Annotated in this window: 21 protein-coding genes and 1 pseudogene; 6 read left to right on the plus strand and 16 right to left on the minus strand. The window is 39.2% G+C overall.

Going from position 1 to position 23,709, the window contains the following annotated elements:
* Positions 1–66: 66 nt before the first annotated feature.
* From hemB to AC5NT5_RS00595, 11 genes and pseudogenes are all read right to left on the minus strand, one after another.
* The gene (hemB, locus tag AC5NT5_RS00545; protein ID WP_182682776.1) at positions 67–1,077 is read right to left on the minus strand and encodes a porphobilinogen synthase; all 1,011 of its coding nucleotides are present in this window, start codon (positions 1,075–1,077) and stop codon (positions 67–69) included.
* Between the two features lie 12 nt (positions 1,078–1,089).
* Positions 1,090–2,943: pseudogene (locus tag AC5NT5_RS00550) on the minus strand (sensor domain-containing diguanylate cyclase).
* Complete coding sequence (locus AC5NT5_RS00555) at positions 2,943–3,728, minus strand: TatD family hydrolase (RefSeq protein WP_182672422.1); 786 nt, start codon at positions 3,726–3,728, stop codon at positions 2,943–2,945. Before AC5NT5_RS00555 ends, AC5NT5_RS00550 begins: the two are co-directional and overlap by 1 nt.
* Entirely contained in the window at positions 3,728–4,243 is a 516-nt protein-coding gene (locus AC5NT5_RS00560; protein ID WP_182672420.1) for a hypothetical protein, read from the minus strand. Before AC5NT5_RS00560 ends, AC5NT5_RS00555 begins: the two co-directional genes overlap by 1 nt.
* Position 4,244: 1 nt before the next feature.
* Positions 4,245–4,985: a twin-arginine translocase subunit TatC gene (gene tatC, locus AC5NT5_RS00565; protein ID WP_004334958.1), complete on the minus strand. Its 741-nt coding sequence runs from the start codon at positions 4,983–4,985 to the stop codon at positions 4,245–4,247.
* A gap of 48 nt (positions 4,986–5,033) precedes the next feature.
* Positions 5,034–5,366 (minus strand): Sec-independent protein translocase protein TatB, encoded by a 333-nt coding sequence (tatB, locus tag AC5NT5_RS00570; protein ID WP_024597077.1) that lies wholly within the window; start codon positions 5,364–5,366, stop codon positions 5,034–5,036.
* 5 nt (positions 5,367–5,371) lie between these two features.
* Complete coding sequence (gene tatA / locus AC5NT5_RS00575) at positions 5,372–5,620, minus strand: Sec-independent protein translocase subunit TatA (RefSeq protein WP_004334954.1); 249 nt, start codon at positions 5,618–5,620, stop codon at positions 5,372–5,374.
* 80 nt (positions 5,621–5,700) lie between these two features.
* A complete protein-coding gene (gene ubiB / locus AC5NT5_RS00580) occupies positions 5,701–7,302 on the minus strand; it encodes a ubiquinone biosynthesis regulatory protein kinase UbiB (RefSeq protein ID WP_494514163.1) in 1,602 nt (533 codons plus the stop codon).
* A gap of 9 nt (positions 7,303–7,311) precedes the next feature.
* Positions 7,312–7,995, minus strand: coding sequence for a ubiquinone biosynthesis accessory factor UbiJ (locus AC5NT5_RS00585; RefSeq protein WP_494514162.1), 684 nt, complete (start codon positions 7,993–7,995; stop codon positions 7,312–7,314).
* An 11-nt stretch (positions 7,996–8,006) separates the two neighbouring features.
* Positions 8,007–8,762 (minus strand): bifunctional demethylmenaquinone methyltransferase/2-methoxy-6-polyprenyl-1,4-benzoquinol methylase UbiE, encoded by a 756-nt coding sequence (ubiE, locus tag AC5NT5_RS00590; protein ID WP_024597074.1) that lies wholly within the window; start codon positions 8,760–8,762, stop codon positions 8,007–8,009.
* An 83-nt stretch (positions 8,763–8,845) separates the two neighbouring features.
* Positions 8,846–9,832, minus strand: coding sequence for a GGDEF domain-containing protein (locus AC5NT5_RS00595; RefSeq protein ID WP_494514249.1), 987 nt, complete (start codon positions 9,830–9,832; stop codon positions 8,846–8,848).
* Between the two features lie 334 nt (positions 9,833–10,166).
* On the opposite strand from AC5NT5_RS00595, the gene AC5NT5_RS00600 reads away from it, so the two are divergent.
* Both AC5NT5_RS00600 and AC5NT5_RS00605 read left to right on the plus strand, forming a co-directional pair.
* Positions 10,167–11,945 carry a DUF885 domain-containing protein gene (locus AC5NT5_RS00600; protein WP_494514161.1) on the plus strand — a complete coding sequence of 593 codons (1,779 nt, stop codon included), beginning with the start codon at positions 10,167–10,169 and terminating at the stop codon, positions 11,943–11,945.
* Between the two features lie 175 nt (positions 11,946–12,120).
* On the plus strand, positions 12,121–13,602 hold the full coding sequence (locus AC5NT5_RS00605) for an FMN-binding glutamate synthase family protein (protein WP_494514160.1): 1,482 nt from the start codon (positions 12,121–12,123) through the stop codon (positions 13,600–13,602).
* A gap of 46 nt (positions 13,603–13,648) precedes the next feature.
* Here the strand turns inward: AC5NT5_RS00605 and mtnK are convergent, their stop codons facing one another.
* A complete protein-coding gene (gene mtnK / locus AC5NT5_RS00610) occupies positions 13,649–14,866 on the minus strand; it encodes an S-methyl-5-thioribose kinase (protein ID WP_494514159.1) in 1,218 nt (405 codons plus the stop codon).
* 129 nt (positions 14,867–14,995) lie between these two features.
* On the opposite strand from mtnK, the gene mtnA reads away from it, so the two are divergent.
* The gene (gene mtnA, locus AC5NT5_RS00615) at positions 14,996–16,021 is read left to right on the plus strand and encodes an S-methyl-5-thioribose-1-phosphate isomerase (protein WP_182682782.1); all 1,026 of its coding nucleotides are present in this window, start codon (positions 14,996–14,998) and stop codon (positions 16,019–16,021) included.
* A gap of 63 nt (positions 16,022–16,084) precedes the next feature.
* On the opposite strand, the gene AC5NT5_RS00620 is transcribed toward mtnA, so the two are convergent.
* From AC5NT5_RS00620 to AC5NT5_RS00630, 3 genes are read right to left on the minus strand one after another with little or no spacing between them, the layout of a single operon-like run.
* Positions 16,085–16,627, minus strand: coding sequence for a 1,2-dihydroxy-3-keto-5-methylthiopentene dioxygenase (locus tag AC5NT5_RS00620; RefSeq protein ID WP_494514158.1), 543 nt, complete (start codon positions 16,625–16,627; stop codon positions 16,085–16,087).
* Positions 16,624–17,310 (minus strand): acireductone synthase, encoded by a 687-nt coding sequence (gene mtnC / locus AC5NT5_RS00625; protein WP_494514157.1) that lies wholly within the window; start codon positions 17,308–17,310, stop codon positions 16,624–16,626. The genes AC5NT5_RS00620 and mtnC overlap by 4 nt, the downstream gene beginning before the upstream one ends.
* Positions 17,307–17,936 (minus strand): methylthioribulose 1-phosphate dehydratase, encoded by a 630-nt coding sequence (locus AC5NT5_RS00630; RefSeq protein WP_004334937.1) that lies wholly within the window; start codon positions 17,934–17,936, stop codon positions 17,307–17,309. The genes mtnC and AC5NT5_RS00630 overlap by 4 nt, the downstream gene beginning before the upstream one ends.
* Before the next feature lie 108 nt (positions 17,937–18,044).
* Here AC5NT5_RS00630 and AC5NT5_RS00635 point away from each other — a divergent pair, with 108 nt between their 5' ends.
* The 3 genes from AC5NT5_RS00635 to AC5NT5_RS00645 all read left to right on the plus strand — a co-directional run bounded on the left by AC5NT5_RS00635 (position 18,045) and on the right by AC5NT5_RS00645 (position 21,439).
* The gene (locus AC5NT5_RS00635; protein WP_494514156.1) at positions 18,045–19,187 is read left to right on the plus strand and encodes a methionine aminotransferase; all 1,143 of its coding nucleotides are present in this window, start codon (positions 18,045–18,047) and stop codon (positions 19,185–19,187) included.
* On the plus strand, positions 19,175–19,948 hold the full coding sequence (locus AC5NT5_RS00640) for an amidohydrolase (protein WP_149601945.1): 774 nt from the start codon (positions 19,175–19,177) through the stop codon (positions 19,946–19,948). Before AC5NT5_RS00635 ends, AC5NT5_RS00640 begins: the two co-directional genes overlap by 13 nt.
* Before the next feature lie 75 nt (positions 19,949–20,023).
* Entirely contained in the window at positions 20,024–21,439 is a 1,416-nt protein-coding gene (locus tag AC5NT5_RS00645) for a mannose-1-phosphate guanylyltransferase/mannose-6-phosphate isomerase (RefSeq protein WP_494514155.1), read from the plus strand.
* Between the two features lie 29 nt (positions 21,440–21,468).
* Here AC5NT5_RS00645 and AC5NT5_RS00650 read toward each other — a convergent pair whose 3' ends face one another.
* The gene (locus AC5NT5_RS00650) at positions 21,469–23,625 is read right to left on the minus strand and encodes a response regulator (RefSeq protein WP_494514154.1); all 2,157 of its coding nucleotides are present in this window, start codon (positions 23,623–23,625) and stop codon (positions 21,469–21,471) included.
* Positions 23,626–23,709 lie beyond the last annotated feature (84 nt).

The raw sequence follows: 23,709 nt of genomic DNA on the forward strand, positions 1-23,709 counted from the left end.
ACGGAAATAATACAAAAATGTAAACGAATGTAAATAAAAGGCGGTTTAACCGCCTTTTAATAAAAATTACTTTTTAGCTAGATATTTTGCGGCTTGCTTAGCAAAGTAGGTTAATATTCCATCGGCACCTGCACGCTTAAATGCAAGTAAAGATTCCATTATTGTTGCCTCTTCACTTAACCAACCGTTATCAATTGCTGCTTTGTGCATTGCATACTCGCCACTTACCTGATATGCGAAAGTAGGTACACCAAATTCGTCTTTAACACGCCGTACAATATCTAAATAAGGCATACCGGGCTTTACCATAACCATATCAGCGCCTTCTTGTAAGTCTAATGCGACTTCACGTATTGCTTCATCAGAGTTTGCTGGATCCATTTGGTAAGTTTTTTTATCAGCACCTTTTAAGTTACCAGCAGAGCCTACAGCATCTCTAAATGGGCCATAGTAGCTAGATGCGTATTTAGCAGAGTAGGCCATAATTTGAGTATGAATAAACCCATCAGCTTCAAGTGCTTCGCGAATAGCGCCAATACGACCATCCATCATATCAGAAGGGGCAACAACATCAGCACCAGCTTCTGCATGGGAAAGTGCTTGTTTAACTAAAATTTCAGTAGTGACATCATTAATAACATAACCTGAATCATCAATAATACCGTCTTGGCCATGCGTAGTGAAAGGGTCAAGTGCTACATCAGTAATCACACCCAACTCAGGAAAAGCTTCTTTTAACGCTCTTACGGTACGTTGCGCTAAGCCATCATCGTTATATGCTTCTTCGGCAAATAATGATTTTTTATCCGCAGGCGTTACCGGAAAAATAGCAACGGCAGGTACGCCAAGTTCAACGAGTTCTTTTGCTTCAACAAGCAGTAAATCAATTGATAGGCGCTCAATACCAGGCATTGATTCAATTACCTCGCGGCGATTTTTACCATCAAGTACAAATACAGGGTAAATTAAATCATTTACGCTAAGCTGGTTTTCAGCCATTAAGCGGCGAGAAAAGTCGCTGCGGCGCATTCTGCGCATGCGAGTATATGGGAAAAGGTCTAATCCTGATTGGGCCATATTAATATGCTCCTACTGTGGTAATGGAAAAGTGATTACTTGATTACGGCCATGCTGCTTTGCGTAATAAAGTGCTTTGTCGGCGCACTCAGTAAAAATTTGAGGGTTGCTAACATCATCAGCAATACTGGTGTATACACCAGCGCTAATAGTAAATTGAATATCATTATTGGCAACCGTTACTGTACTTACTGAGATATCAGCTCGTATTTTTTCAGCTATGTCTTGTGCGCCTTCACTAGGGGTATTAGGTAATAGCACAACAAATTCTTCACCGCCATAACGGGCAACTTCATCGAGTGGTCGTTTTAAATGGTCTTTTATAAGGTCAGACACTGCTTTAATAACTTGATCGCCAATGATATGGCCGTACGTGTCGTTGATATTTTTAAATCGATCTATATCAAGCATAACAATGCTAAGCGGCGTTTGTTCTCGACGAGAGCGACGAAGCTCCATTACCAGTTTTTTATCAAAAAAGCGTCTGTTTTTTATTCCAGTCAATGCGTCTTCAGTATTTAGTAACTCAAGTGAGCGGTTTTTTTCTTCAAGCTCTCTAAGCGTCACTTGTAATTCAAAGGTACGCTCGTCCACCTGAGATTCAAGTTCTTGGCGAGTTTTTTCTTGTAATTTTAAGCGCTCTTTAAGTAGTGTATCTTGTGCTGTGTTTTCAGCAATCAAGGTTTGTTGGGCAATTACTTCTTCATCGCGTTGTAAAATAAATAACTTCATTACGCTGTAGCATAAGCAAAAAGTGCAACCAAAAAAGCATGCAAATACAAATGCGAGCGTACTTTTGTCAAAGGCGTGTAGGCCCATTACTGCAACAATAAAATAAAGCATTACCACCAAGAAAAAAACCAATACAAGTAATAGTGCTTTGTTTGGTTTAGAAGGCGTTAAACGCACGCACATAAGCGTAGTTACAATATAAAAGCCTAAAACGATTGGAGTAGTGATTAAACAAAATAATGTAACTATGTTGTTTGGAAGTAGCCAAATAAATAATAACGAAATGGCTAAAGCGTTAACTACAACTTTTTGAATAGTTAGCAGAAGTGAGGGCCTTGGATGGCAAACTTGCTTTTGCAAAGGCAAAAACATTAAAGTGATAAGCGTAAGTAATATAGGGATCATAACTTGCTGTAATGCAGGTAAATTAGGATGAACGTACCTTAAGCCAAAACCACAAAGGTAGGCTAATACACTACCTAATGTGAGAGATATCACCCCAGCATAAACAAAATAACCTTTACGTGAAAAACCATATAAAACTATGCAACTCACACCCAAAGAAAATATAAAACCAATCAATAAGCCATAGAGTAAATTGAGTTTTCCTTTGTGTGCCAAATAAGCTTCTGGTTGCCACAGTGTTAAAGGGACTCGCAAGCCTGAGCTATTCGCCACTTTCATTATAATAAGCGTTTCGCTATTTGCAGGGCTGAGCAGTTTAACTAATAAAGATTCACTTTTAATTGTGCGCTTATATAAGGGGTAGGCATCACCAATTTGAGTATAAGAAAGTAATTGCGAGTTATGTAATTGATATACTTGAACGTCGTTTAGCAAAGGATTGTTTAGTTACAATATTTGCTCAGTATTATAACTAAGTGTGTTTTTTATTTTAAATTTTATCCATACAGGACGCTGCTCTAGTCCTAAATTAAGGGGGGTTCCTGTGTTTTTTTGCCACTGTATATGGCTGCTTTGTTGTGCACTTAATAGCGACGTTGGTTCAAAAGAGTAATACAGGTTATTAATGTTTTGAGAGTTAAAATCGTGTTTTATTATTACTGGGTTTGCGAAACAGCAAAAAGTGCAAAGGAATACTAATAGGCTTAAAAGTGCCTTTGCATAGGCCATTAACGATCTTCTAAACCAAAAACACGGTGAAAGTTTTCTGTAGTTTTACGGGCCACAACTTCTTCATCTATTTGATAAAGTTGTGCAACCGTTTGACAGATATAAGGAAGCAGGGCAGGTTCATTTTTACGTGATTTAGGTTTTGGTTTAACTGTTCGTGGAATTAAAAATGGTGCATCAGTTTCTATTAATAATCGATCTAGAGGAATGCTAGGCACTAGCTGTTGTAAATCTTTTCCACGCCTTTCATCACATACCCAACCCGTTATACCAATATATAGACCTAAATTTAAATATTGCTTTAGAGCTGCTGAGTTACCCGTAAAGCAGTGGAGTACACCGCGAATATTAAACTCTTTTAAAATACTTAACATGTCATCACTTGCATCACGTTCATGCAAGTAAACAGGTAAATCTAATTTTTCAGCAAGTGCTAATTGGCGCCTAAAAACACTGCGCTGTACATCGCGAGGCGAAAAGTCGCGGTTATAATCAAGGCCACATTCACCAATAGCAATAACATGCTTATTATTTGCAAGTACAGTTAGTTGTGCTTCTAGCTCATTAGTGGCTGATTTTGCATCATGTGGGTGGATACCCGCCGTAGAATATTGAAGATGCTTTGTTGCAAGTTCAAGTGATTGCTGACTGCTTGCAATATTACAACCAATAATAAGCATATTTGTAACACCCGCTTCATTGGCACGGGTAATTACATCAAGGTGCTGCTCATCAAATTGATGATTAGTTAAGTTAACTCCAGCATCAATTAACGTATATGACATTACTTAGTACGTTTAACGCGAATAGAGCGGTTTTCACCGTCAATTTTAAGTAAAAATGAGTTAAAAACACCACGGCTAATTACAATCGTATCGTTCTTTTTCAAGCGCATGCTGTCAGAGCCAATTTGACGCCATTGTTGACCGTTATCTAGCGAAATAATTAACTCGCCGTAAGCAGCTTCTTCAACTGAAGCAACCATCGCTTTAATTTCAGCGTCTTTCTCTGTTTGTGATTTTTTGTACTCTAACCCAAACTCATCAGCTGTTTTTTTCACTTCTGTTGATGTTGTGGCTACTGCCTGAGGTACATTATTAGCTGTTGGTGGTGTGAGCGTTTTTGTTACTGATGGCTTAACCAGTGACTTACCCGCGATGGTATTATCGTAACAAAGTAAGCGGTTAAAATCGTTTTCAATAAAGCTACATGCTTGTAACGCTTGAGTATTAAACTCTGTTTGCGCAGCAAAAGTCGGTGCGCTTAATAAAACCAATAGTGAGAGTAGTTGTTTTTTCATTTTATTCCTCAGATTCTTTTTGTGGTTTAGCGGTATAAAACTTTGCTAAAATTAGACCTAGTTCAAACAGAAGAAGCATCGGAAATGCTAGCAATGTTTGTGATAATACATCAGGCGGTGTTAAAAACATCGCGACTACAAAAACACCCACGACGATATAAGGGCGCTTTTCTTTTAAGCTTTTTGTTGTTGTTGCGCCACTCCAGCATAGCAACATAATAGCCACTGGAATTTCGAAAGCGACGCCAAATGCAAAAAACAACTTTAATACAAATCCTAGATAACTACTTATGTCAGGTGCAAGTGTCATCATTTCGGGACCGGTACTTGTAAAAAATCCTAAAATAATTGGCAGAACTACAAAGTAACAAAAGGCTATGCCGCCATAAAATAATATTATACTTGAGGCGAGAATAGGCATGAGCATTTTCTTTTCGTGCTGATATAAACCCGGCGCTATAAACCCCCAAACTTGATGCAATATCCATGGAATCGACGCAAATAAAGCGACAAATAAAGTAAGTTTGAAAGGTGCAAAAAAGGGAGCTGTTACATCGGTTGCAATCATGGTTGCAGTACTTGGCAAATGCGAGACTAACGGCTGTGCAACAAAAGCATAAATATCATTCGCAAAATATACTATGGCAATAAAAATAACAAAAATGCTTAGTAGTGCTTTTATTAGCCGATCACGCAACTCAATTAAATGAGCTACAAACCCTGATTTTACTTCCTCAGCCATTATTTTTTATACCATGTAGTAAGTTGACCACAAAGTGAGAAATAAATTTCACTTTTTCTCATCAAGTTGTTGGTTATTTGATGTATCAGATTGTTGTTTCTTGTAGCTGTGAGTAACTGATTCAGCCGCTTTTTGTAGCTCTGTTAGTGAGCTTTGTAACTCAGGGCTTAAATCTTTTAATTCTTGCTGTTCTGCTTTTTTAAGGTTTTCGTGCAGCTCATGAATGCGAAGCTCTTCACTTACTTCGGCTTTTACTGAGTTGGCAAGTGATTTAGCGGTTTTAACCCATTTACTCACTGTTCTAATCGCAACAGGTAAGCGCTCAGGGCCGAGCACCACTAAACCAACAATAAAAATAACAACAAGTTCCCACATGCCCATACTAATTAAACCTTATTGTTATCTTTGTTTTTTTCAGTATCGGTTGAGTTGTCAGCAGTGTTTTTTTCTGATTGTTGAATTTGCTCGGATTTCTCTTTCTCGCTCATTTGATCATCTGACATTGCTTTTTTGAAGCCCTTTACAGCGCCCCCAATATCGCCACCCATACCGCGTAGTTTTTTTGTGCCAAAAAGTAAAACTATGATCGCTAAAACAATTAATAATTGCCAAATACTAATACCACCAAAACCCATGGTTTTCTCCAATATATAAAACGGTTAAATGTTTATTTTAAATACTAATTATACGCTCACTAGCGCAAATAGCACCCAGTTTATGCGCTGCGCCATGCCGCTATAAAGCTAATAGCCGATAAGCTTATTGCAAGACTTGCAGCTATTAAATCGTGCTGTAAATAACAAAGTGTTGCCATAATCATTGTAGCACTACCAAATAAACTCAATATTAAAGGTTTATGAGAACCCTTTTGTTCTTGAGGTTGAATGTGTGGTGCACGCTTTAAATTTTGGTAAATTAGATCCGGTAACTCGGGCATTTTTTCAGCCCAAAATGGCAAGTTAGCATACATTTGCTTCAGTACTGATAGCGGTCCAACTTGTTGCTTTACCCAGTCTTCTAAAAAGGGCTTAGCTGTTTTCCATAAGTCGAGTTGTGGGTATAGCTGACGCCCCAATCCTTCAACGTATAATAAAGTTTTTTGTAGTAATACTAATTGCGGCTGTACCTGCATGTTAAAACGACGTGCAGTATTAAATAGATTTACGAGTACGTGCCCAAATGAAATTTCAGCCAAAGGTTTATTAAATATAGGCTCGCAAACTGTGCGAATCGCAAATTCAAATTCTTCAATGCTAGTATCTGGTGGTACCCAACCAGAATCAACGTGTAGTTGTGCAACTTGGCGATAATCACGATTAAAAAAGGCGATAAAGTTTTCAGCTAAATAGCGTTTATCTTCTTTGCTTAACGTACCAACAATACCGCAATCAATACCGATATACATTGGGTTTTCAGGGTGCTCTCGAGAGACGAAAATATTACCCGGATGCATGTCGGCATGAAAAAAGCTGTCTCTAAACACCTGCGTAAAAAATACTTCTACGCCACGCTCAGCAAGTAATTTCATATTAGTGTTTTGCGCCATAAGTGCATCGGTATCAGAGACGGGTATGCCGTAAATACGCTCCATTACCAGCACATTGCTACGGCTGTAATCACTGTAAACTGCAGGGATATATAATGAATCAGAGCCTTCAAAATTGCGTTTTAGTTGAATGCCGTTGGCACCTTCTCGCATTAAGTCGAGCTCGTCTAGGAGTGTTTTTTTATATTCTTTAACTACTTCAACCGGGCGCAGGCGTTTTGATTCGCTATGTACTTTTGCAAGTACCTTTGCGAGCTTTTCCATTAGCGCTAAATCGGCATTAATTTGCTCATAAATATTGGGTCTAATAACCTTAATTACGACATCTTGCTCAATACTCTGCTCATCAATAAGTTTTGCTGTATGTACTTGCGCTATAGATGCAGAAGCTAGTGGAGTTTGTGAAAACTCACTAAACAATTCACTTATATCGTTAATTTCGAGCGCTTTTTCTATTATTTTTTGTGCAAGTTCGCCTTCAAATGGTTGAACTTGATCTTGCAAAAACGCAAGCTCTAAAGCGATATCATGAGGGAGTAAATCACGACGAGTAGAGAGCATTTGACCAAATTTGATCCAAACAGGACCCAGCTCTTGCAATGCTAAACGTAAACGAAGCCCTGCCGGTTTTTCTTTGTGCTGATTACGCAGCCAAAATAAACTGCCACGGGCTACTTTACCAAACCAAGGCACTTTATGCTTTGGAATTAGCTCGTCTAGTCCATAGCTAAGTAACGTTTTGGTGATGTTATACAAACGTGCAGTCGACACAAAAAATCCTTAGCGGGTGTTTGAAGGTAAAAAAGAGTTTAAGAGGGCGTTAATGCGTTGCTCAACGGCAGCGACTTGTCCTTTGAGTTCTCTATTTTTTTGTTTAAATTGCTCAAGTTCTAATGGATGAATAGTAATTGCGAGCTCATCTTGGCATAAACTTGTAAGCATGGTACTTATTTTAGTATTGGTTTTGCTGCTCTTTTGTTTTAGTTCTTTTAAATGCAGGTATAACTGCTGAGCGGGGGCATCGCCAATGTATTTAGAAAGTTGTTCAGGCCAATCAATATCAATACCTGAAAATGCATTGCTATAAGTTTGCGCAATGTTTAAATCGCCTTGTAAGTCGAGCTTATCTTGGCGAATTAATTGGGTAAGCATTGCAGGGTTTTTGAGCGCTAAAAGTGTGTCTATATCTGCGCTGATCATACAATCTGCGTTTTCATTGCTTTGAGCGCTGTATAAGTGTAATTGATCAGCATTATAAACGAGTTGGATGCTTTGTTGCCAATCTCTTATTTCAACCACTAAGCGCTTATGTTTAACGGCGTTTAGCTTTTGAGATAATTGTGGGTCAAGGCTAAGCGCTTGATTTACTACACGCTCAATAAGCGAAAGTACAAAATTAGGTAACATAAAAAACTCAGATGACATTGCACCATTATTGTTTTTTGTTATTTTTTCAAGCGCCATAACTGCTAGCCTTAATATTTAAAACCACGATGCAGTGCAACAATTCCGCCTGTGAGGTTTTGGTATGTTGTTTGTTCAAAGCCCGCATCTTCCATCATCGCTTTTAATGTGTCTTGATCTGGATGCATACGAATAGACTCAGCTAAATACTTGTACGATTCACTGTCGTTAGCAACTAGCTTACCCATTGTTGGCAATAAATTAAATGAGTAAAAATCGTAAGCTTTACTAAGTACGTCATGCTCTGGTTTTGAAAACTCTAAAACAAGTAATCTGCCACCTGGCTTTAAAATACGGTACATAGAGCGTAATGCTTTGTCTTTATCGGTAACGTTACGTAAGCCAAAGGCAATAGTGATCACATCAAAGCTATTATCTGGAAATGGCAGCATTTCTGCATTCATTTGTACGTAGTCAATATTGCCTACTAAGCCAAGATTGTGTAGTTTTTCACGACCAACCTTAAGCATAGATGAATTTATATCGCCCAAAACAACTTGACCGGTTTCGCCAACTAGTTGACTAAATTTTGCCGTTAAGTCGCCAGTGCCACCGGCTAAATCGAGTACATGATGGCCTTTACGAACACCTGAGCTTGCAATAGTTTGACGTTTCCATAAACGATGCACACCAAAAGACATTAAATCATTCATTACATCGTATTTTGCAGCTACTGAGTGAAATACATCAGCAACCATAGAAGCTTTGTCGCCCTCGGCTACTGTTTTATAACCAAAATGCGTGGTCTTTTGTTCGGTTTCGTTCATGACTAATCTCTATCGTGACAATAGAGGTTAGTGTACTTTATTGTACGCAGTAGGTGCAATTTGAATATGATTTATCAGGTAATTTATTGCCCTGCAGTGTAGCTACTTTGCCCTAATGACCGCGCTTTAAAAGCCGCATGAGACGCTTTTTTAGCTAACTGATTAAAATCATCTTCTTGTAGATGTTGAGCAATCCCTAGAGATAAGCCAATGCTAGGTAACTTAATCCCTGTTTTTGAACTAACAAAGCGAAGCTTTTCGACTCCATTTCGGACTTTTTCAGCAATAACATTGGCTGTTTCTGGGTCTATATCGGCGAGTAAAACAGTAAATTGATCTTTAGCTGTGCGGCCAGGCAAGCCACTTTGAAAAACATATTTTTGCACTTGTTTAGCTACTTTATTCAAAATAACTTCACCAATAATATCACCGTAATTTTCAGTAAAGTGATCAAGGTTATCTATTTGAATCGCAATGGCGCAAATAGACTTTTTTTGATTAGTCCATACTTGAGTTTGTTGCGTTAAATAATGGCGTTTATAAAGCCCTGTTTGGCTATCAATAATATGTTGTTTACGAAGTTGATTTAGCTGCTTTTTTGTTTTTTCGTGTAGTTGTTTGGCTTTACTTAGTTCTTGCTTAAATTGCTTGTGTTGATTTAGTAATTCGGCGGTTTGATTATGAAGTACTTCAAACGCTTGACGGCTTTGTTCTATGTTGTTCTCATCTAGTGAATGTACGCATTCGCTCACCTGACCCGCAAAGCGAATTATCTGTTTTTCAGTAGCTTGAGAGTTTTGAGAAAGTGAACTTATAACACCATCAACATTTTGAATCATGTTGACTTGCTCTGTGTGACCGGTATTTAAAAATTCAGCATGGAGCTGTTCAATTAAAACACTGTCTATATTATCTTCAACCGCAATAGCGCGGTCTAAGGCTTTGTTCAGCTCAAGGTTAGTTTGGCTAGTATAGGTATAAACAACTTGATAATTGAGCGGCGTAGGAGAAAGTGCATAGCGCTCTAAAAACACACACACTTTAGTCATCTTCTCTTGTGCAATAGCCATGGAATCATGGAACATCATTTTAAATACCAACTAAGTACGCATAAGTGCAAATTTTAAAATATCTCATTCCATGAGGCGGTTATGCGTCCGAGCTTTTTATTATTTTTTTATACAGTAATCATTATCCGCGCTATTTAAAAGCAAAAACGATAGTTAGGGAACTTAAATTTTACTTTAGCAGCCCAATCGCTGTTTTTCTCATCAATTCAGCTGGTTTTTACTTCTGTTAACGTATGTAGCATTATTTCAATATGCTAGTTTGTCTCATTTACTTGCTATTTCTTTAGCCTACGATAGTTTTATGCAATCTATTGCATCATCAAGTTAAATAATAATGAATCTTTTTTTACCAAAAACGCTTCGCCAAACGCTTCTTGGCATAACTGCTTTATGTTCGTTAAGTGGATGTCAAATAACCATACCCAATGCGAATGAGCAGTTTACTCAAGTGGCACAATCTATTGTTCAATATAGAGAAAGTATAAACCCTTATAGCAGTTCAAAAGGGGTTGATGGCTATTTACTTGCCAATTTATCGCCAGAATTTTTAGCAAAGCAGTACAAAAGTAATACTCAATTATTAGCAGACTTAGATGCCGTAGATGCAACTAAGCTTAGTGACGAAAATCAAATTAACTTAAGTATTATTCGTGCTCAGGTACAAAATAGCGTAGACGAATATGTGTTTAATGCGCATTACATGCCGCTTACATCTGAGTATGGTTTTCACTCCGGTCTGTCGTACATCGTTAACAGTTCTCAATATAAAAAAGAGCAAGATTTAGATACATACCTTGCACGTTTAGCACAAATCCCCCGCTTTTTTGAGCAAAATATATATTGGATGAAAAAAGGGCTCGAAACAGGTCTCACCCAACCAAAAGCAGTTTTAGAAGGATACGAAGACTCCATAAGTACTTATATTGTTGATGATGTAACTCAATCAGAATTTTATAAACCGTTTTTAGCTAACACTGCCAGTTTAAGTGAGAGTGACTTTTATGCACTTCAACAGCGAGCTAAAGTTGTTTTAAAAAATAAAGTAATACCAGCATATAAAAGTTACTTAACGTTTTTTACTGAGCAATACCAACCGGGCGCCCGCACAAGTATTGGTATTTCAGAAACCCCTAATGGCAAAGCTTTTTATAAAAACCGTGCTAAGCATTACACCACTACCGACATGACACCTAAAGAGATCCACGAGCTAGGCTTAAAAGAAGTTGCTCGCATTCGAGGCGAAATGGAAGCTGTAATAAAAGAAGTTGGTTTTAAAGGCTCATTTGCTGAGTTTATTCACTTTTTACGTACCGACCCACAGTTTTACGCAACAACACCTGAGCAACTTTTGAAAGAAGCATCTTACATTGCTAAAAAAATGGATGCACAGCTGCCTAAGTTATTTCATACCTTACCGCGCAAACCTTATGGCGTGGCACCGGTACCCGCAAGTATTGCCCCTAAATACACAACAGGTCGGTATTCTGGCTCTAATCGAGATGATGAAGCTGGATACTACTGGGTAAATACTTACGCTTTAGATAAGCGCCCTTTGTATGTTTTAGAAGCATTAACGTTGCACGAAGCAGTGCCAGGTCATCATTTACAAATATCACTTAATGCAGAGCTTGAAAATTTGCCGAGCTATCGTCGTGATGCTTACCTTTCGGCATTTGGCGAAGGTTGGGGGCTTTACTCTGAATATTTAGGTTTAGAGGCAGGCTTTTATCAAGACCCATATAGCCGTTTTGGTCGCTTAACTTATGAAATGTGGCGAGCAGCACGTTTGGTTGTTGATACAGGGATGCACATGTATGGCTGGAGCCGCGAGCGAGCTATGAACTTTATGAGCGAGAACACCGCGCTTTCGCTGCATAATGTTAAAACAGAAACTGACCGTTATATATCTTGGCCAGCTCAGGCACTGTCATACAAAATTGGTGAGTTAACTATTAAACGTTTACGTGTTGAAGCAGAGCAAGCGCTTGGACCAAATTTTGATATTCGCGAATTTCACCATCAGGTTCTTCGCCATGGTTCAGTGCCCTTGTCAGTATTAGAAACACAGGTACGTTTATATATAAAAAATGAGTTAACTAAGCTGCAAAATTAGCTTTGTAGGGCTTATAAACCTTGAACAAACAAAGGTGTTGTGTCATTTTGACCGCAACACCTTTTTTATACCACAGACCTAGTAATGTAGTTTATTTTAGCGACTCCAATCGTCAAAATATTCACATACTACGCATTAGGTATTATTTAAAAATATAGCCATCAAGGGGCCTTAGATGAGCAATTTCATTATGTTTAGTATTGACGTATTTGCGAGTATTTTTATTATCGCACTTGGGTTAATTGTGCTTACTGTTATTATTTTTTACTTTCGCGATATAACACAAACAAAACATGCTATTAGGCGTAACTACCCAGTAATTGGCCGCTTTCGATATTTTTTTGAACGCCAAGGTGAATTTTTCAGACAATACTTTTTTGCCCTCGATCGAGAAGAAATGCCATTTAACCGCGCTGAGCGCAGTTGGGTTTACCGCGCAGCAAAAGATGTCGATCGCACCGCTGCATTTGGTTCAACACAAAGCTTAGAAGTGACGGGTACGGTTATGTTTATGAACTGTGCTTTTCCTACTTTAGATGAAGAAGCGCTCGACCCGAGTAATGTTACTTTAGGTCCGTATTGTAAAACACCTTACACCACTAATTCGTTATTTAATGTGTCGGGCATGAGCTTTGGTGCGCTTTCAAAGCCTGCTGTGCGCGCTTTATCAAAAGGTGCTAAATTAGCGGGTTGCTGGATGAACACAGGCGAAGGGGGCTTAAGCCCTTACCACCTTGAAGGTGGCGCTGATCTGGTATTTCAAATTGGAACAGCTAAATATGGTGCCCGAGACGAGCATGGAAACTTAAGTACCGAAAAACTTAAAGAAATAGCAGCTCATGAGCAAGTCAAAATGTTCGAACTAAAAATGAGCCAAGGCGCTAAACCTGGCAAGGGTGGAATGCTCCCTGGGCGTAAAGTTAACGCCGAAATAGCTAAAATTAGAGGTATTCCAGAAGGGCAAGATTCGATTAGCCCAAATGGACACCCTGAAATTAAAAACCCAGCCGATATTCTCGATATGATAGCCACTGTACGTAATGCCACAGGAAAACCAACAGGCTTTAAAGCCGTTATTGGTGATTACACGTGGTTAGAAACGTTATTTGCAGAAATAAATCATCGTGGCATCGAGTCTGCACCTGATTTTATAACAATTGATAGTGCTGATGGTGGTACGGGGGCTGCACCGCAGCCGCTTATGGATTCAGTGGGTTTACCTCTTCGCGAAAGCTTGCCGCTTGTCGTTAATATGCTTGAAAAGCACGGTCTTAGAGATCGCGTAAAGATTATTGCTTCGGGTAAATTAATCGTTCCATCAAAGGTTGCATGGGCATTAGCGCTCGGTGCTGATTTTGTTGTATCGGCTCGTGGTCATATGTTTGCACTGGGCTGTATTCAGGCAATGCAATGTAATAAAGATACCTGTCCGACCGGGATCACTACGCATAACGAGCGTTTGCAACGCGGCTTAAATGTAGCTGATAAAGCGCAACGAGTAGCTAACTATAATAAATACATTCATTACGGAGCCGGTTTAATTGCTCACTCATGCGGTGTAACAAGTGCACGAGAGTTGACTCGTAAGCATGTACGTATAGTGCAAGAAAGTGGGCTTTCAGAGTCGCTTGATAAAATTTATGAAAACTACAAGTAAGTTTTAACTAACTAGAAGGCGCTTATAGCGCCTTTTTTAATGCTTGTTAGTTTAATTGGCTTATTAATAAACTAAAGAATGCTTCTTTGTTGTTGCATGTTTGTGCATTTAAAATAAGTTGCTCGCCTAGTGCTAATGTTTGTTTTTGCACTGTAAGGCGCGCATTGTCATCACTAATACTATCTATATCGCTTACGTGCGCAAGCCCAATAGTACGCCTAATTAACTCAGCACCACAGTAACCAACAGCATCTTGCAATACGTTTTTCATAAAGTATTGCGCATAGCCTACTGGCGCTAGTGATTCATCTAATGTTTTAGTGCGTATTAATTCAAGCCATTGCTGCTCAAATAAACTATAGGTGTCTACGATACAGCTAAGTAAATGTGTTTGGTAATTACGACGTGCTACAAAGTCATCAATATTCCCTGCTTGCGCGCAGTAATTCAATAGCAAATTACCAATAAAAGAGCCAATATCGAACCCAATAGGCCCAAAAAAGCCAAACTCTGGGTCAATCATCTTTGTATTATTACAATCAACAAAAATGCTTCCGCTGTGCATATCACCATGAAGTAATGTTTGCGGGTTAGATAAAAAATTAGCTTTTAGTTTTGCTATTTCTAACTTCAATGCGTTGTTTTTTTGTATTGCGTCAACTTCGTTTTGTAGTTGCTTTGGGTAGTTATTGCGTTCGTGCTCAATGTACGGATCGCTAAAAAATAAGTCTTCAGTGATTTGGCAAAGCTCAGGATTAGTAAATTGGCTAACGAGTGCTTTTTTAGTTTGCGCGGTTAAGTAAAAATCTGAATTATAAAAGCCGGTGTGGCTTAAGTAGGTCGCTACGTGCTGCGCTAATTTAGGGAATTGCTCTGCATTATTTTGTGCAGTACGCAATATTTGTAAATTACCTAAATCTTCTAAAATAGTCAGCGCTTGCATTTCACTATAATGTAAAACATTAGCAGTATAAGTAGGGCAAATAGCACCATGGTTAAGTAAAACTTGTGCTTCTATACGGGCTCTATCAAGCGTTAATGGCCACGACTCACCCACGCAACGCGCGTAAGGCAGAGCTTGCTTTAAAATAACACTATTGTTTTGCTCATCAGTAATTCTAAATACTAAATTAAGATTGCCATCACCAAACTCATATGCCGATAAGGTTTGTCCGGAATCAAAAAAATTACATTGTTTAGATTCAATTAATGTCGATACGTAATCGATAGCGCGCTGTGCATTAAAAGCAACATAGTTAGTCATGGTTTAAATCTCAAAAATCAGCTTTTAAGCATTCTATACTTTTAAATGTTTAGATGTCTACAAGTCTAACTTGAGAGTTATTCAAAGTGGTGTAAAATAACGTTACGCATTTTTAATACCTTAAGCATTATGCAAAACTTAATCGCAAGCAGTTTAAAATATGAAAACGGGTCGCTTAGTGTGCTCGACCAATATTTACTACCTCACCAGCAGGTATGGCATCAGTGCCATGATGTAGAAACCATGAAAGAGCTGATCATTAACTTAAAAGTGCGTGGAGCCCCACTTATTGGTTTAGGCGCGAGCTTGTTAGTGGCGTATTTAGCTGAGCAAGGGGTAGTGAAAAGTGAGCTTGAAAAAGCAATCAATGAACTAGAAGCCACTCGTCCAACGGCGGTTAATTTAATGCATTGTATGGCGGCATTGCGAAAAGCTTTAACGCAAAGCGATTATGTTGCCGGTATTGTTAGTACTGCTGAGCGGTTGTTTATTGAAGATATTGAGCTGTGTGAACGAATGGCAAACCGTGGTGCCGAGCTTATAAATAGTGGCGACAACATATTAACTCATTGTAATACAGGGGCGCTTGCAACCGCTGGTATTGGTACTGCACTAGGTGTTATTTACAAAGCGCAGCAAAAATATGGCAACGTACATGTATGGGTTGATGAAACACGACCATTATTACAAGGCGGCCGCTTAACTGCCTTTGAGCTTGAGCGCTGGAAAATTCCGTACACATTAATTTGCGATAATATGGCGGCAAGTTTAATGGCTGCAGGTAAGGTAGATAAAATAGTAGTAGGAGCTGATCGTATTGCCGCCAATGGTGATTTTGCTAATAAAGTGGGCACCTACAATTTAGCCGTACTTGCGTATTTTCATAACATTCCATTTTATGTAGTTGCGCCTATTACCACGCTTGATACCAACACCGCGTGTGGTGATGATATAGAAATAGAGCAACGTAATCCTCAAGAAGTGCGCGGAGTTAGCGGTAGCTTTGGCGAGGCTTTATGGGCGCCCACTAATGCTAATGTGTATAACCCTGCATTTGATATAACGCCGGCAAAACTGGTCACAGGGTGGGTGTTAGATACAGGTGTGTATAACCAAAGTCAGGTAGAAAATGGCGATCTCATAAAGCTTAAGTAACTTCGCGATATCTTTGGTCCACGTTATGTTTATCAGTGTGGACCAAGGTTTTGAATGAATAACTTACGATAATAGCGGAAATTGCTCTGCAATAGACGAGTCAGTGCTTTTTGCTACCCAGCCTTCTGTATTGTTAAATAAGCGAATGGCAGTAAACTCAGGGTCGCTTCCCATATCAAACCAATGCGGGGTAAGTTCAGGCACTGAAATTAAATCGCCTTGTTGGCAAAGTACCTGGTAAACTTTATTGCCTAAATGCAGGCAAAATAGCCCTTGGCCTTTTACAAAAAAACGCACTTCGTCTTCACTATGAGTATGTTCAAATAAAAACTTTTTGCGCAGCTCTGATGCGCCAGGGTTACCTTTAGCTAGAGATATAACATCTACTGTTTGATAGCCATTTTCAGTTTTTAACCGATGTATATCGCTTTTGTACGCACTAATAATTTGCTCATGGGTGGTGTGCTGATTAATATCTGCATTTGCTTGCCACTGTTCAAAACGTACGTTTACTTTAGCTAGTTGCTTTGTAATATCATCAGCATTTGATGTGCTTACAAGTACTTTGCTTGCATCGTTGTCAGCATATATTGTTAATTGACTCATACTAATTGCTCCAATTTAAATTGGCTAAAGTCATTAATATAAGGGTGTGCTTTAGTGCTTGCTTGCCCATCACGAATTAAATGTAGTGTTTTTAAGCCCGCAGCTTGCGCGGCATCAAGCTCACCGGCTACATCACTTAAAAAGAGTATTTCTGCTGCTTTAAACGGTAACAGCTCAACAATGGTGTTATAGGCCATTTGCTCTTGTTTTGCGCCAACTTTGGTGTCAAAAAAGTCAGTAAACAAGTTGCGAATGTCACCATAATCACTGTATTTAAAAAGTAGCTGCTGCGCTTTTACTGACCCTGACGAGTACACATATAAAGCTATATCGTTGTTGTACTGAGCTTGTAAAAAATCAAATGCATCTGGGTATAAATGACCCTTAAAATCACCGTGTTCATACCCTGTTTGCCAAATTAAGCCTTGTAATTGCTTAAGTGGAGTGATTTTTTTATCTTCATCAATCCAGGTAAGTAAAGTGCTAATGACTTCTTCAATATCGGCGTTTGGCTTTTCGATAAGGGCTTTTACGGCACTAATTTGCTCAGCTACATCTGGCTTATTAGCATTGGCACGTACAAAGGTAGGTAACTGTTTTGCTGCGTAAGGAAACAACACTTCTTTAACAAACGAGATACGGGTTATTGTGCCTTCGATGTCGGTTAAAATGGCTTTAATCATTTAGTTACTCCCGCTTGAATACCTATTATTTTTAGGCGCTCTAGTTCGCAGCTAAATAAAAACTCTAAGGCTTCTAAGTGGCGACGAACTTCATCAATATTACGTCCTACTGCATATAAACCATGACCACGTATCAGTACGCCATGCTCTATAGGCGTGTGTAAATGATGGTCACTGACCAGTAGGCTTAATCGGTCAATATCTTGATCGTTATCGAAAATAGGAATGCTCAGCGTTTCTAAATGCGAAGTAAAGCCGCTCAGTGCTTTTTGCATTTCATAGCCTGTTAAATCAAGCTGATGCCCTTGGGTAATTTGCGACAGTACGGTAGCGGCTACAGAGTGAGTATGCAAAACACACTGCGCATCAGGTATTAGCTGATACAAACTTAGGTGTAATTGTGTTTCTGCCGATGGTTTTACAGCTCCTGCTAGGCGCTCGCCTTGGTGATCTAATTGCAAAAAATGCTCTTGTGTCAGTGAGCCTTTATCGTGTCCGCTGGCAGTAACAACAAAGCCAGTGCTAGTACGAGCTGAAAAGTTTCCGCCTGTTGCGGGTACCCAGCCTTTTTGGCTAACCCATTTTCCGGCTTCAATAAGTTGTGAAATAGCGGTATTGTTTTGCATACATTCCTCACTAATGAGCGTAAAGTTAATTGTTTTTAGACGGCTATACTTCTGTTTTAAGCAATGATAGCATCGCTTTAAGCGCAAAACCATCATTAAGGGCATTACGTGTTTGAAAGTAAATTACCAAATTTAGGCGTTAGTATATTTAGCCAAATGAGTGGGTTGGCTAATGAGTTTTCGGCAATTAATCTCTCTCAAGGCTTTCCTGAGTTTGATGCTCCTGATCTTTTAAAAACGCAGTTAAATTATTATGTGCAGCAGGGCGTTAATCAATATTCACCTTCAAGTGGTGTACCACGATTACAGCAACAAATTGCTGATTTAGCAAAGCGCAAATATGCAGCTGATATAAACGCGGCTGATCAAGTGACTGTTACCTCGGGTGCAACAGAGGCATTGTTTGTGGCTATTCAAACAATTGTACGCCCCAGTGATGAAGTGATTGTATTTGACCCTGCATATGACTCTTACCAACCGGCAATTGAACTCGCTGGTGGAAAGTCGGTACACATTGCTTTAAGTGCGCCAAATTACACTATTGATTGGCAAGTAGTAAGCCAAGCTATTACTAAAAATACCCGTGCAATTATTATTAATACGCCTCATAACCCAAGCGGTAAAATATTACAGCCACAAGATATAAAAGCACTTAAAGAGTTAGTTGGTACTCACAATTTGTATGTAATAAGCGATGAGGTATATGAGCACATTACGTTTGATGAACAACCGCATTTAAGCGTATTACGCGATGATGAATTATTTGCCAAAAGCTTTGTTATATCGAGTTTTGGTAAAACGTTTCACAGCACGGGCTGGAAAATGGGTTACTGTATTGCACCTGCCGATTTAGCTGTCGAATTTAGAAAAATTCATCAGTACGTTACGTTTTCAAGTTTTACCCCCGCACAGCATGCGCTTGCCGATATGCTCGAGCAGCAAGGTGAGCATATAGATGAGCTAAGCGGGTTTTATCAGCAAAAACGTGACTTATTAGCGAGTCATTTAAGTAACAGCCGTTTTAAAATTTTACCTAGCCAAGGCACTTACTTTTTATTGTTAGATTACAGTGATATATCGGATTTAAACGATGTTGAATTTTGCCATTGGTTAGTTGAGCAAGCCAGTGTTGCGGCTATTCCGTTAAGTGTTTTTTATCAAAATCCACCAACCGACAAAGTAATTCGTTTATGCTTTGCTAAAAACGACAACACTCTCATAGAGGCTGCGCAAATATTATGTCAACTTTAACCATTACAGCATTGCAAAGCTCGCTTTATTGGCTTGATAAAGATGCTAATTTAGCCATGTTTAATAAGCAGCTTGAAGCAATTACGCATCAGCCCGATCTTATTTTACTGCCCGAAACATTCTCGACTGGCTTTGCAATTAATTTAGATTGTGCAGAGCCTGAAAACGGTAAAGTACTGACGTGGTTAAAGGCGCAGGCTCATAAACATAATGCGGTTATTGCCGGTTCGGTACTTGTTGCACAAGGCGATAAAAAAGCGAATCGGTTTTATTGGGTAAAACCCGATGGTGAGGTGAGTTATTACGATAAGCGCCATTTATTTCGCTTAGGCAGCGAGGGCGATTATGTTGTAGCAGGGCAAGCGCGCAAAGTTTTTGAAATCAATGGTTTTAAACTATTACCGCAGGTATGTTATGACCTGCGTTTTCCGGTATTTCAACGCAATAATAACGACTACGATGTAATGATAAACGTAGCAAATTGGCCTGCTGTACGCCGCCATATTTGGGATACGTTACTTATGGCGCGTGCAATGGAAAACCTGTGTTACGTAGTAGGTGTTAATCGTGTGGGTGACGACGGTAATGGTGTGGCGCACAATGGCGGTACGGCAGTATACGACTTCAAAGGCGATGCGTTAACTAAAGCGCAAGATAACACTGAGCAACTAGTTACTATCACGCTTGAAAAAGCGCCACTGGATGAGTTTAAAGCAGCGTTTCCTGCCTATTTAGATGCAGACTCTTTTACATTAATATAAACACGTTAATTTAGCGCAGAGCCAATAAAGTGTTAAAATAGTCGCTGATATTTTTGTTGGCGGCTAATGTACATTATGAACACTTTAATCACTCCTGTAATTTTAGCAGGTGGCATAGGCTCTCGCTTGTGGCCGCTTTCTCGCCAAGCAATGCCTAAACAATTTTTACCACTACTAAATGAAAACACGTCATTGCTACAAAGTACGTTGGCGCGTGTTTCTAATGAGTTGTTTGATAATGCTATTTTAGTGTGTAACGAGCAGCACCGATTTATTGCCGCCGAGCAGGCTGAAAGCTCTATTCCTACTGCATTATTACTCGAACCTAAAGGTAAAAATACCGCGCCTGCCATCGCATTAGCCGCCCACTATGCGCTGCAAAATGGGATTACCGGCCCGCTATTAGTGATGCCGGCCGATCATCATATTAAAAACTTTGATGTATTAACGGCTAAGCTCCCTGAAGCTGTAAAACTTGCTGAGCAAGGAAAGCTAGTGACATTTTCTATTACTCCTACAGAGCCTCATACTGGCTATGGTTATATAAAACAAGGCGCGGCTATTGTTGGAACGGGTTGTTACGATGTTGCACAATTTAAAGAAAAGCCTGACGTAGATACAGCGAACCGCTATTTAGCTCAAGGTGGTTATAGCTGGAATAGCGGCATGTTTTTATTTACCCCTGCAGCCTATTTAAAAGAGCTCGAACGGTTTGCGCCAAAAATAGCAACGAGTGTCGCTGCAGCGGCGCAATTTACTAAAGATTTAGGGTTTACCCGCCCAAGCAACAGTGCGCTTGAACACTGCCCAAGCGATTCAATTGATTACGCCATTTTAGAGCGCAGTAATAACGTAGTTGTTATGCCTGTTGATTTAAAATGGAGTGATGTAGGTAGTTTTTCATCCCTTGATGCGCTTACAAAAAAAGATGAAAACGGTAATAGCTTAAATGCTAATTATATGGCTCAAAAAAGCACTAATAACTTAGTTATTAACGAGGCTGAACACACTATTGCTACGCTTGGAGTTAGCAATTTAGCAATTATTCATACTCATGATGCCACGTTAATTGCAAACCAAAATGAGCTAGATTCTCTGCCTTTGTTGCTTAAGCAAATTGCTACAACACAGGCTGATAAACTTAACCATCATCAAGTGGTTTTTCGCCCATGGGGGAATTACCGTACTTTGGTTGAAGGCACTGGCTTTAAAGTTAAAAAAATTACTGTTAACAGCGGTGCTAAGCTTTCGACGCAGCGCCATCAGCATCGTGCTGAACATTGGGTTGTGGTTTCGGGTATTGCAGATGTGTGTATTAATGAGCAAGCGTATACGCTAACGCATGACCAATCGTGTTATATCGCGGCTAAGCAAATTCATAGTTTGGCTAATAATCAAAAAGACCCGTTAATTGTCATTGAAGTGCAAACCGGTACTGTACTTGATGAAAGCGATATAGAGCGATTTGATGATAAATATGGAAGAGGCTAATCATTAGCTTTTTTAAAGCTAATTCACTATTACTCTAACTGCCCACGCACAAACTTTAAATATTGCTCTAAGCTGCGTTGCCACAGATCTAACGCTTCATCAAGCATGTCGTTATGTGGCTTTTTATCGAGTAAACGGCGCTCTATTTTTTTAAGCTCAATGCCGTAGCGGTTAAACCCTAATTGCAGAGCGGTACTTGCTTGGCGATGTAAAAGTTTAATGCATTGCTCTGGTTGTTGGTCAATAAGCTTTTGACAGCGAATTAGCTTGTTACGCGCCGAAAGCACAAACTCATTATAAATTGAAGACACTTCATCTTCACTAAATGAGCTGGTGAGTGTTTCGGCCGCTGTTTTGTCATACAAGGTATCAATAAGCTCTACTGCAATGCTCGCAGTTTGATTAGATTGAGAGTCACTAAGTGCTTGGCGAAGCTTTTCATGCTTAATAGGCTTGCCTACAATGTCTTTTATTCCTAATTCTAAATACTCTTTTACTTCGTCAGGGCTAAGGCTTGCAGTAAATGCGAGTACTGGCGTTCGTTGATTTTTATGATCAATGCGTTTTAGTCGTTTAAGTACTTCTTGGCCTGTTAAATCAGGTAGGTTCATATCAAGCAAAACAACATCGAAGTGGTGAGCTTGCATAAGCTCTATGGCACTTTTCCCATCTTTTGCGAGCTTAATTTTGTGTTCATCGTCGGCCATAAATTCTATAGCAATTTTTTGATTTAAATCTAAATCTTCAACCAGTAATACATCAAGACCTGTTAAGTAATCTTTAGTTTGATGGCGCTGCTCTACAAGGCTTAATTCACCTAAAGTAAAAGTAACGGTAAAGCTAAATACACTACCAGTACCAAGCTGGCTGGCTATTTCGAGTCGGCTACTGAGCTTTTCAAGCAGGCGGCTAGTAATAGCTAAACCAAGGCCGGTTCCGCCTTTCTCTTTTCCTGCACTACTTTGTACATAAGGTTCTGTTAAGTAGGCTATCTCATCATTTTCTATACCTGGTCCTGAATCTTTGACACTAATTTTTATCGTGTGCTCAAGTTGTTTTTCTAATACTAAATCAACCTGAATTTTAACGGTTCCGTGATCTGTAAATTTAATAGCGTTACCGACTAAATTAATAATTATTTGTCTAAGTTTTTGTTGGTCGCAGTAATAACAGGCTTGCTCAGGAATATTATAGATAAGCTCAAATTTTAGCTGCTTTTGCTCGGCCATTGGGCTTAGTAATAAACATAAATTATTAAGCCATGTTTTAAATTCTACATCTTCTTCGTAAAGCGCTTCGTCACTTTGATCTAGGCTCGCGTAATCAAGGACCTTATCTACCAACAAGTTAAGTGATTCGGAAGAATTTATAATTGCCTCGCAATAGGCTTTATTGCGGGTATCACTTGTTTGGTTCATAACAAGTTGGGCGCTGCCTAAAATACCGTTTAGTGGGGTGCGAATTTCGTGGCTTATTGTTGATAAAAAGAGCCCGCGTATTTCTAAGTCTTTTTGTGCTTTATCGGCGAGTTTATTGAGGTGCTGCTCTCTGCGCTCATTACATAATAAGGCCATACCTGCAGCATAAAACATGGGTGCAATTACCCCATTTAAAAATAATAAAGAGCTAAACCAGCCGTTTACTAAAAGATTTTTTTGTTCAATGTTATTCATAAATAACGAGCGGCCAATAAAGCTCAAAGCAACAAGCGTTAAAATGGTTATGTATACAATGCTGCCATTAGGGTAGGGTTTGCGCGCGTACTTAATAAATATAAAGAGTAAAAAACCGGCTTCTGCTATGTGCTGTATATCGGATGCAATCACTCTTTCGTGTAAAGATGGGTCAAAAAAGGTGTAATAGCCAAGCATTACAGTGCAAAAAGCAGTTACTGAGCAAAGTAATTTAAAACCAATACCGTGATAATTTAAAAACTGACTGAGCGATAAACAATGCACTATTGACGCGGCAAACATCATGCTACTGGCAGCGCTAATAATCACTAAATTATGTGTATCACCAACAAGAGTAAAACCAATAACAGAGCCTAATAGCAATATGGGATAGAAAATGTATAGCAGCGTGCCCGATATTTGTTTGTTTGTTCGCCATGTTAAAAAGTTAAGTAAGGTCATTACAACCATGATGGCGATGCTGGCAAAATAAAGAGTGAAAGAGTCGAGCATTAATATTCCAGCAAAGTAGTTTTAAACTAAGATTATTAAAAGTATACACTTATACCAATTATCAAAACAGATCACTTAGGCAAG

This window comes from Pseudoalteromonas sp. J2K-J599, assembly GCF_059295115.2.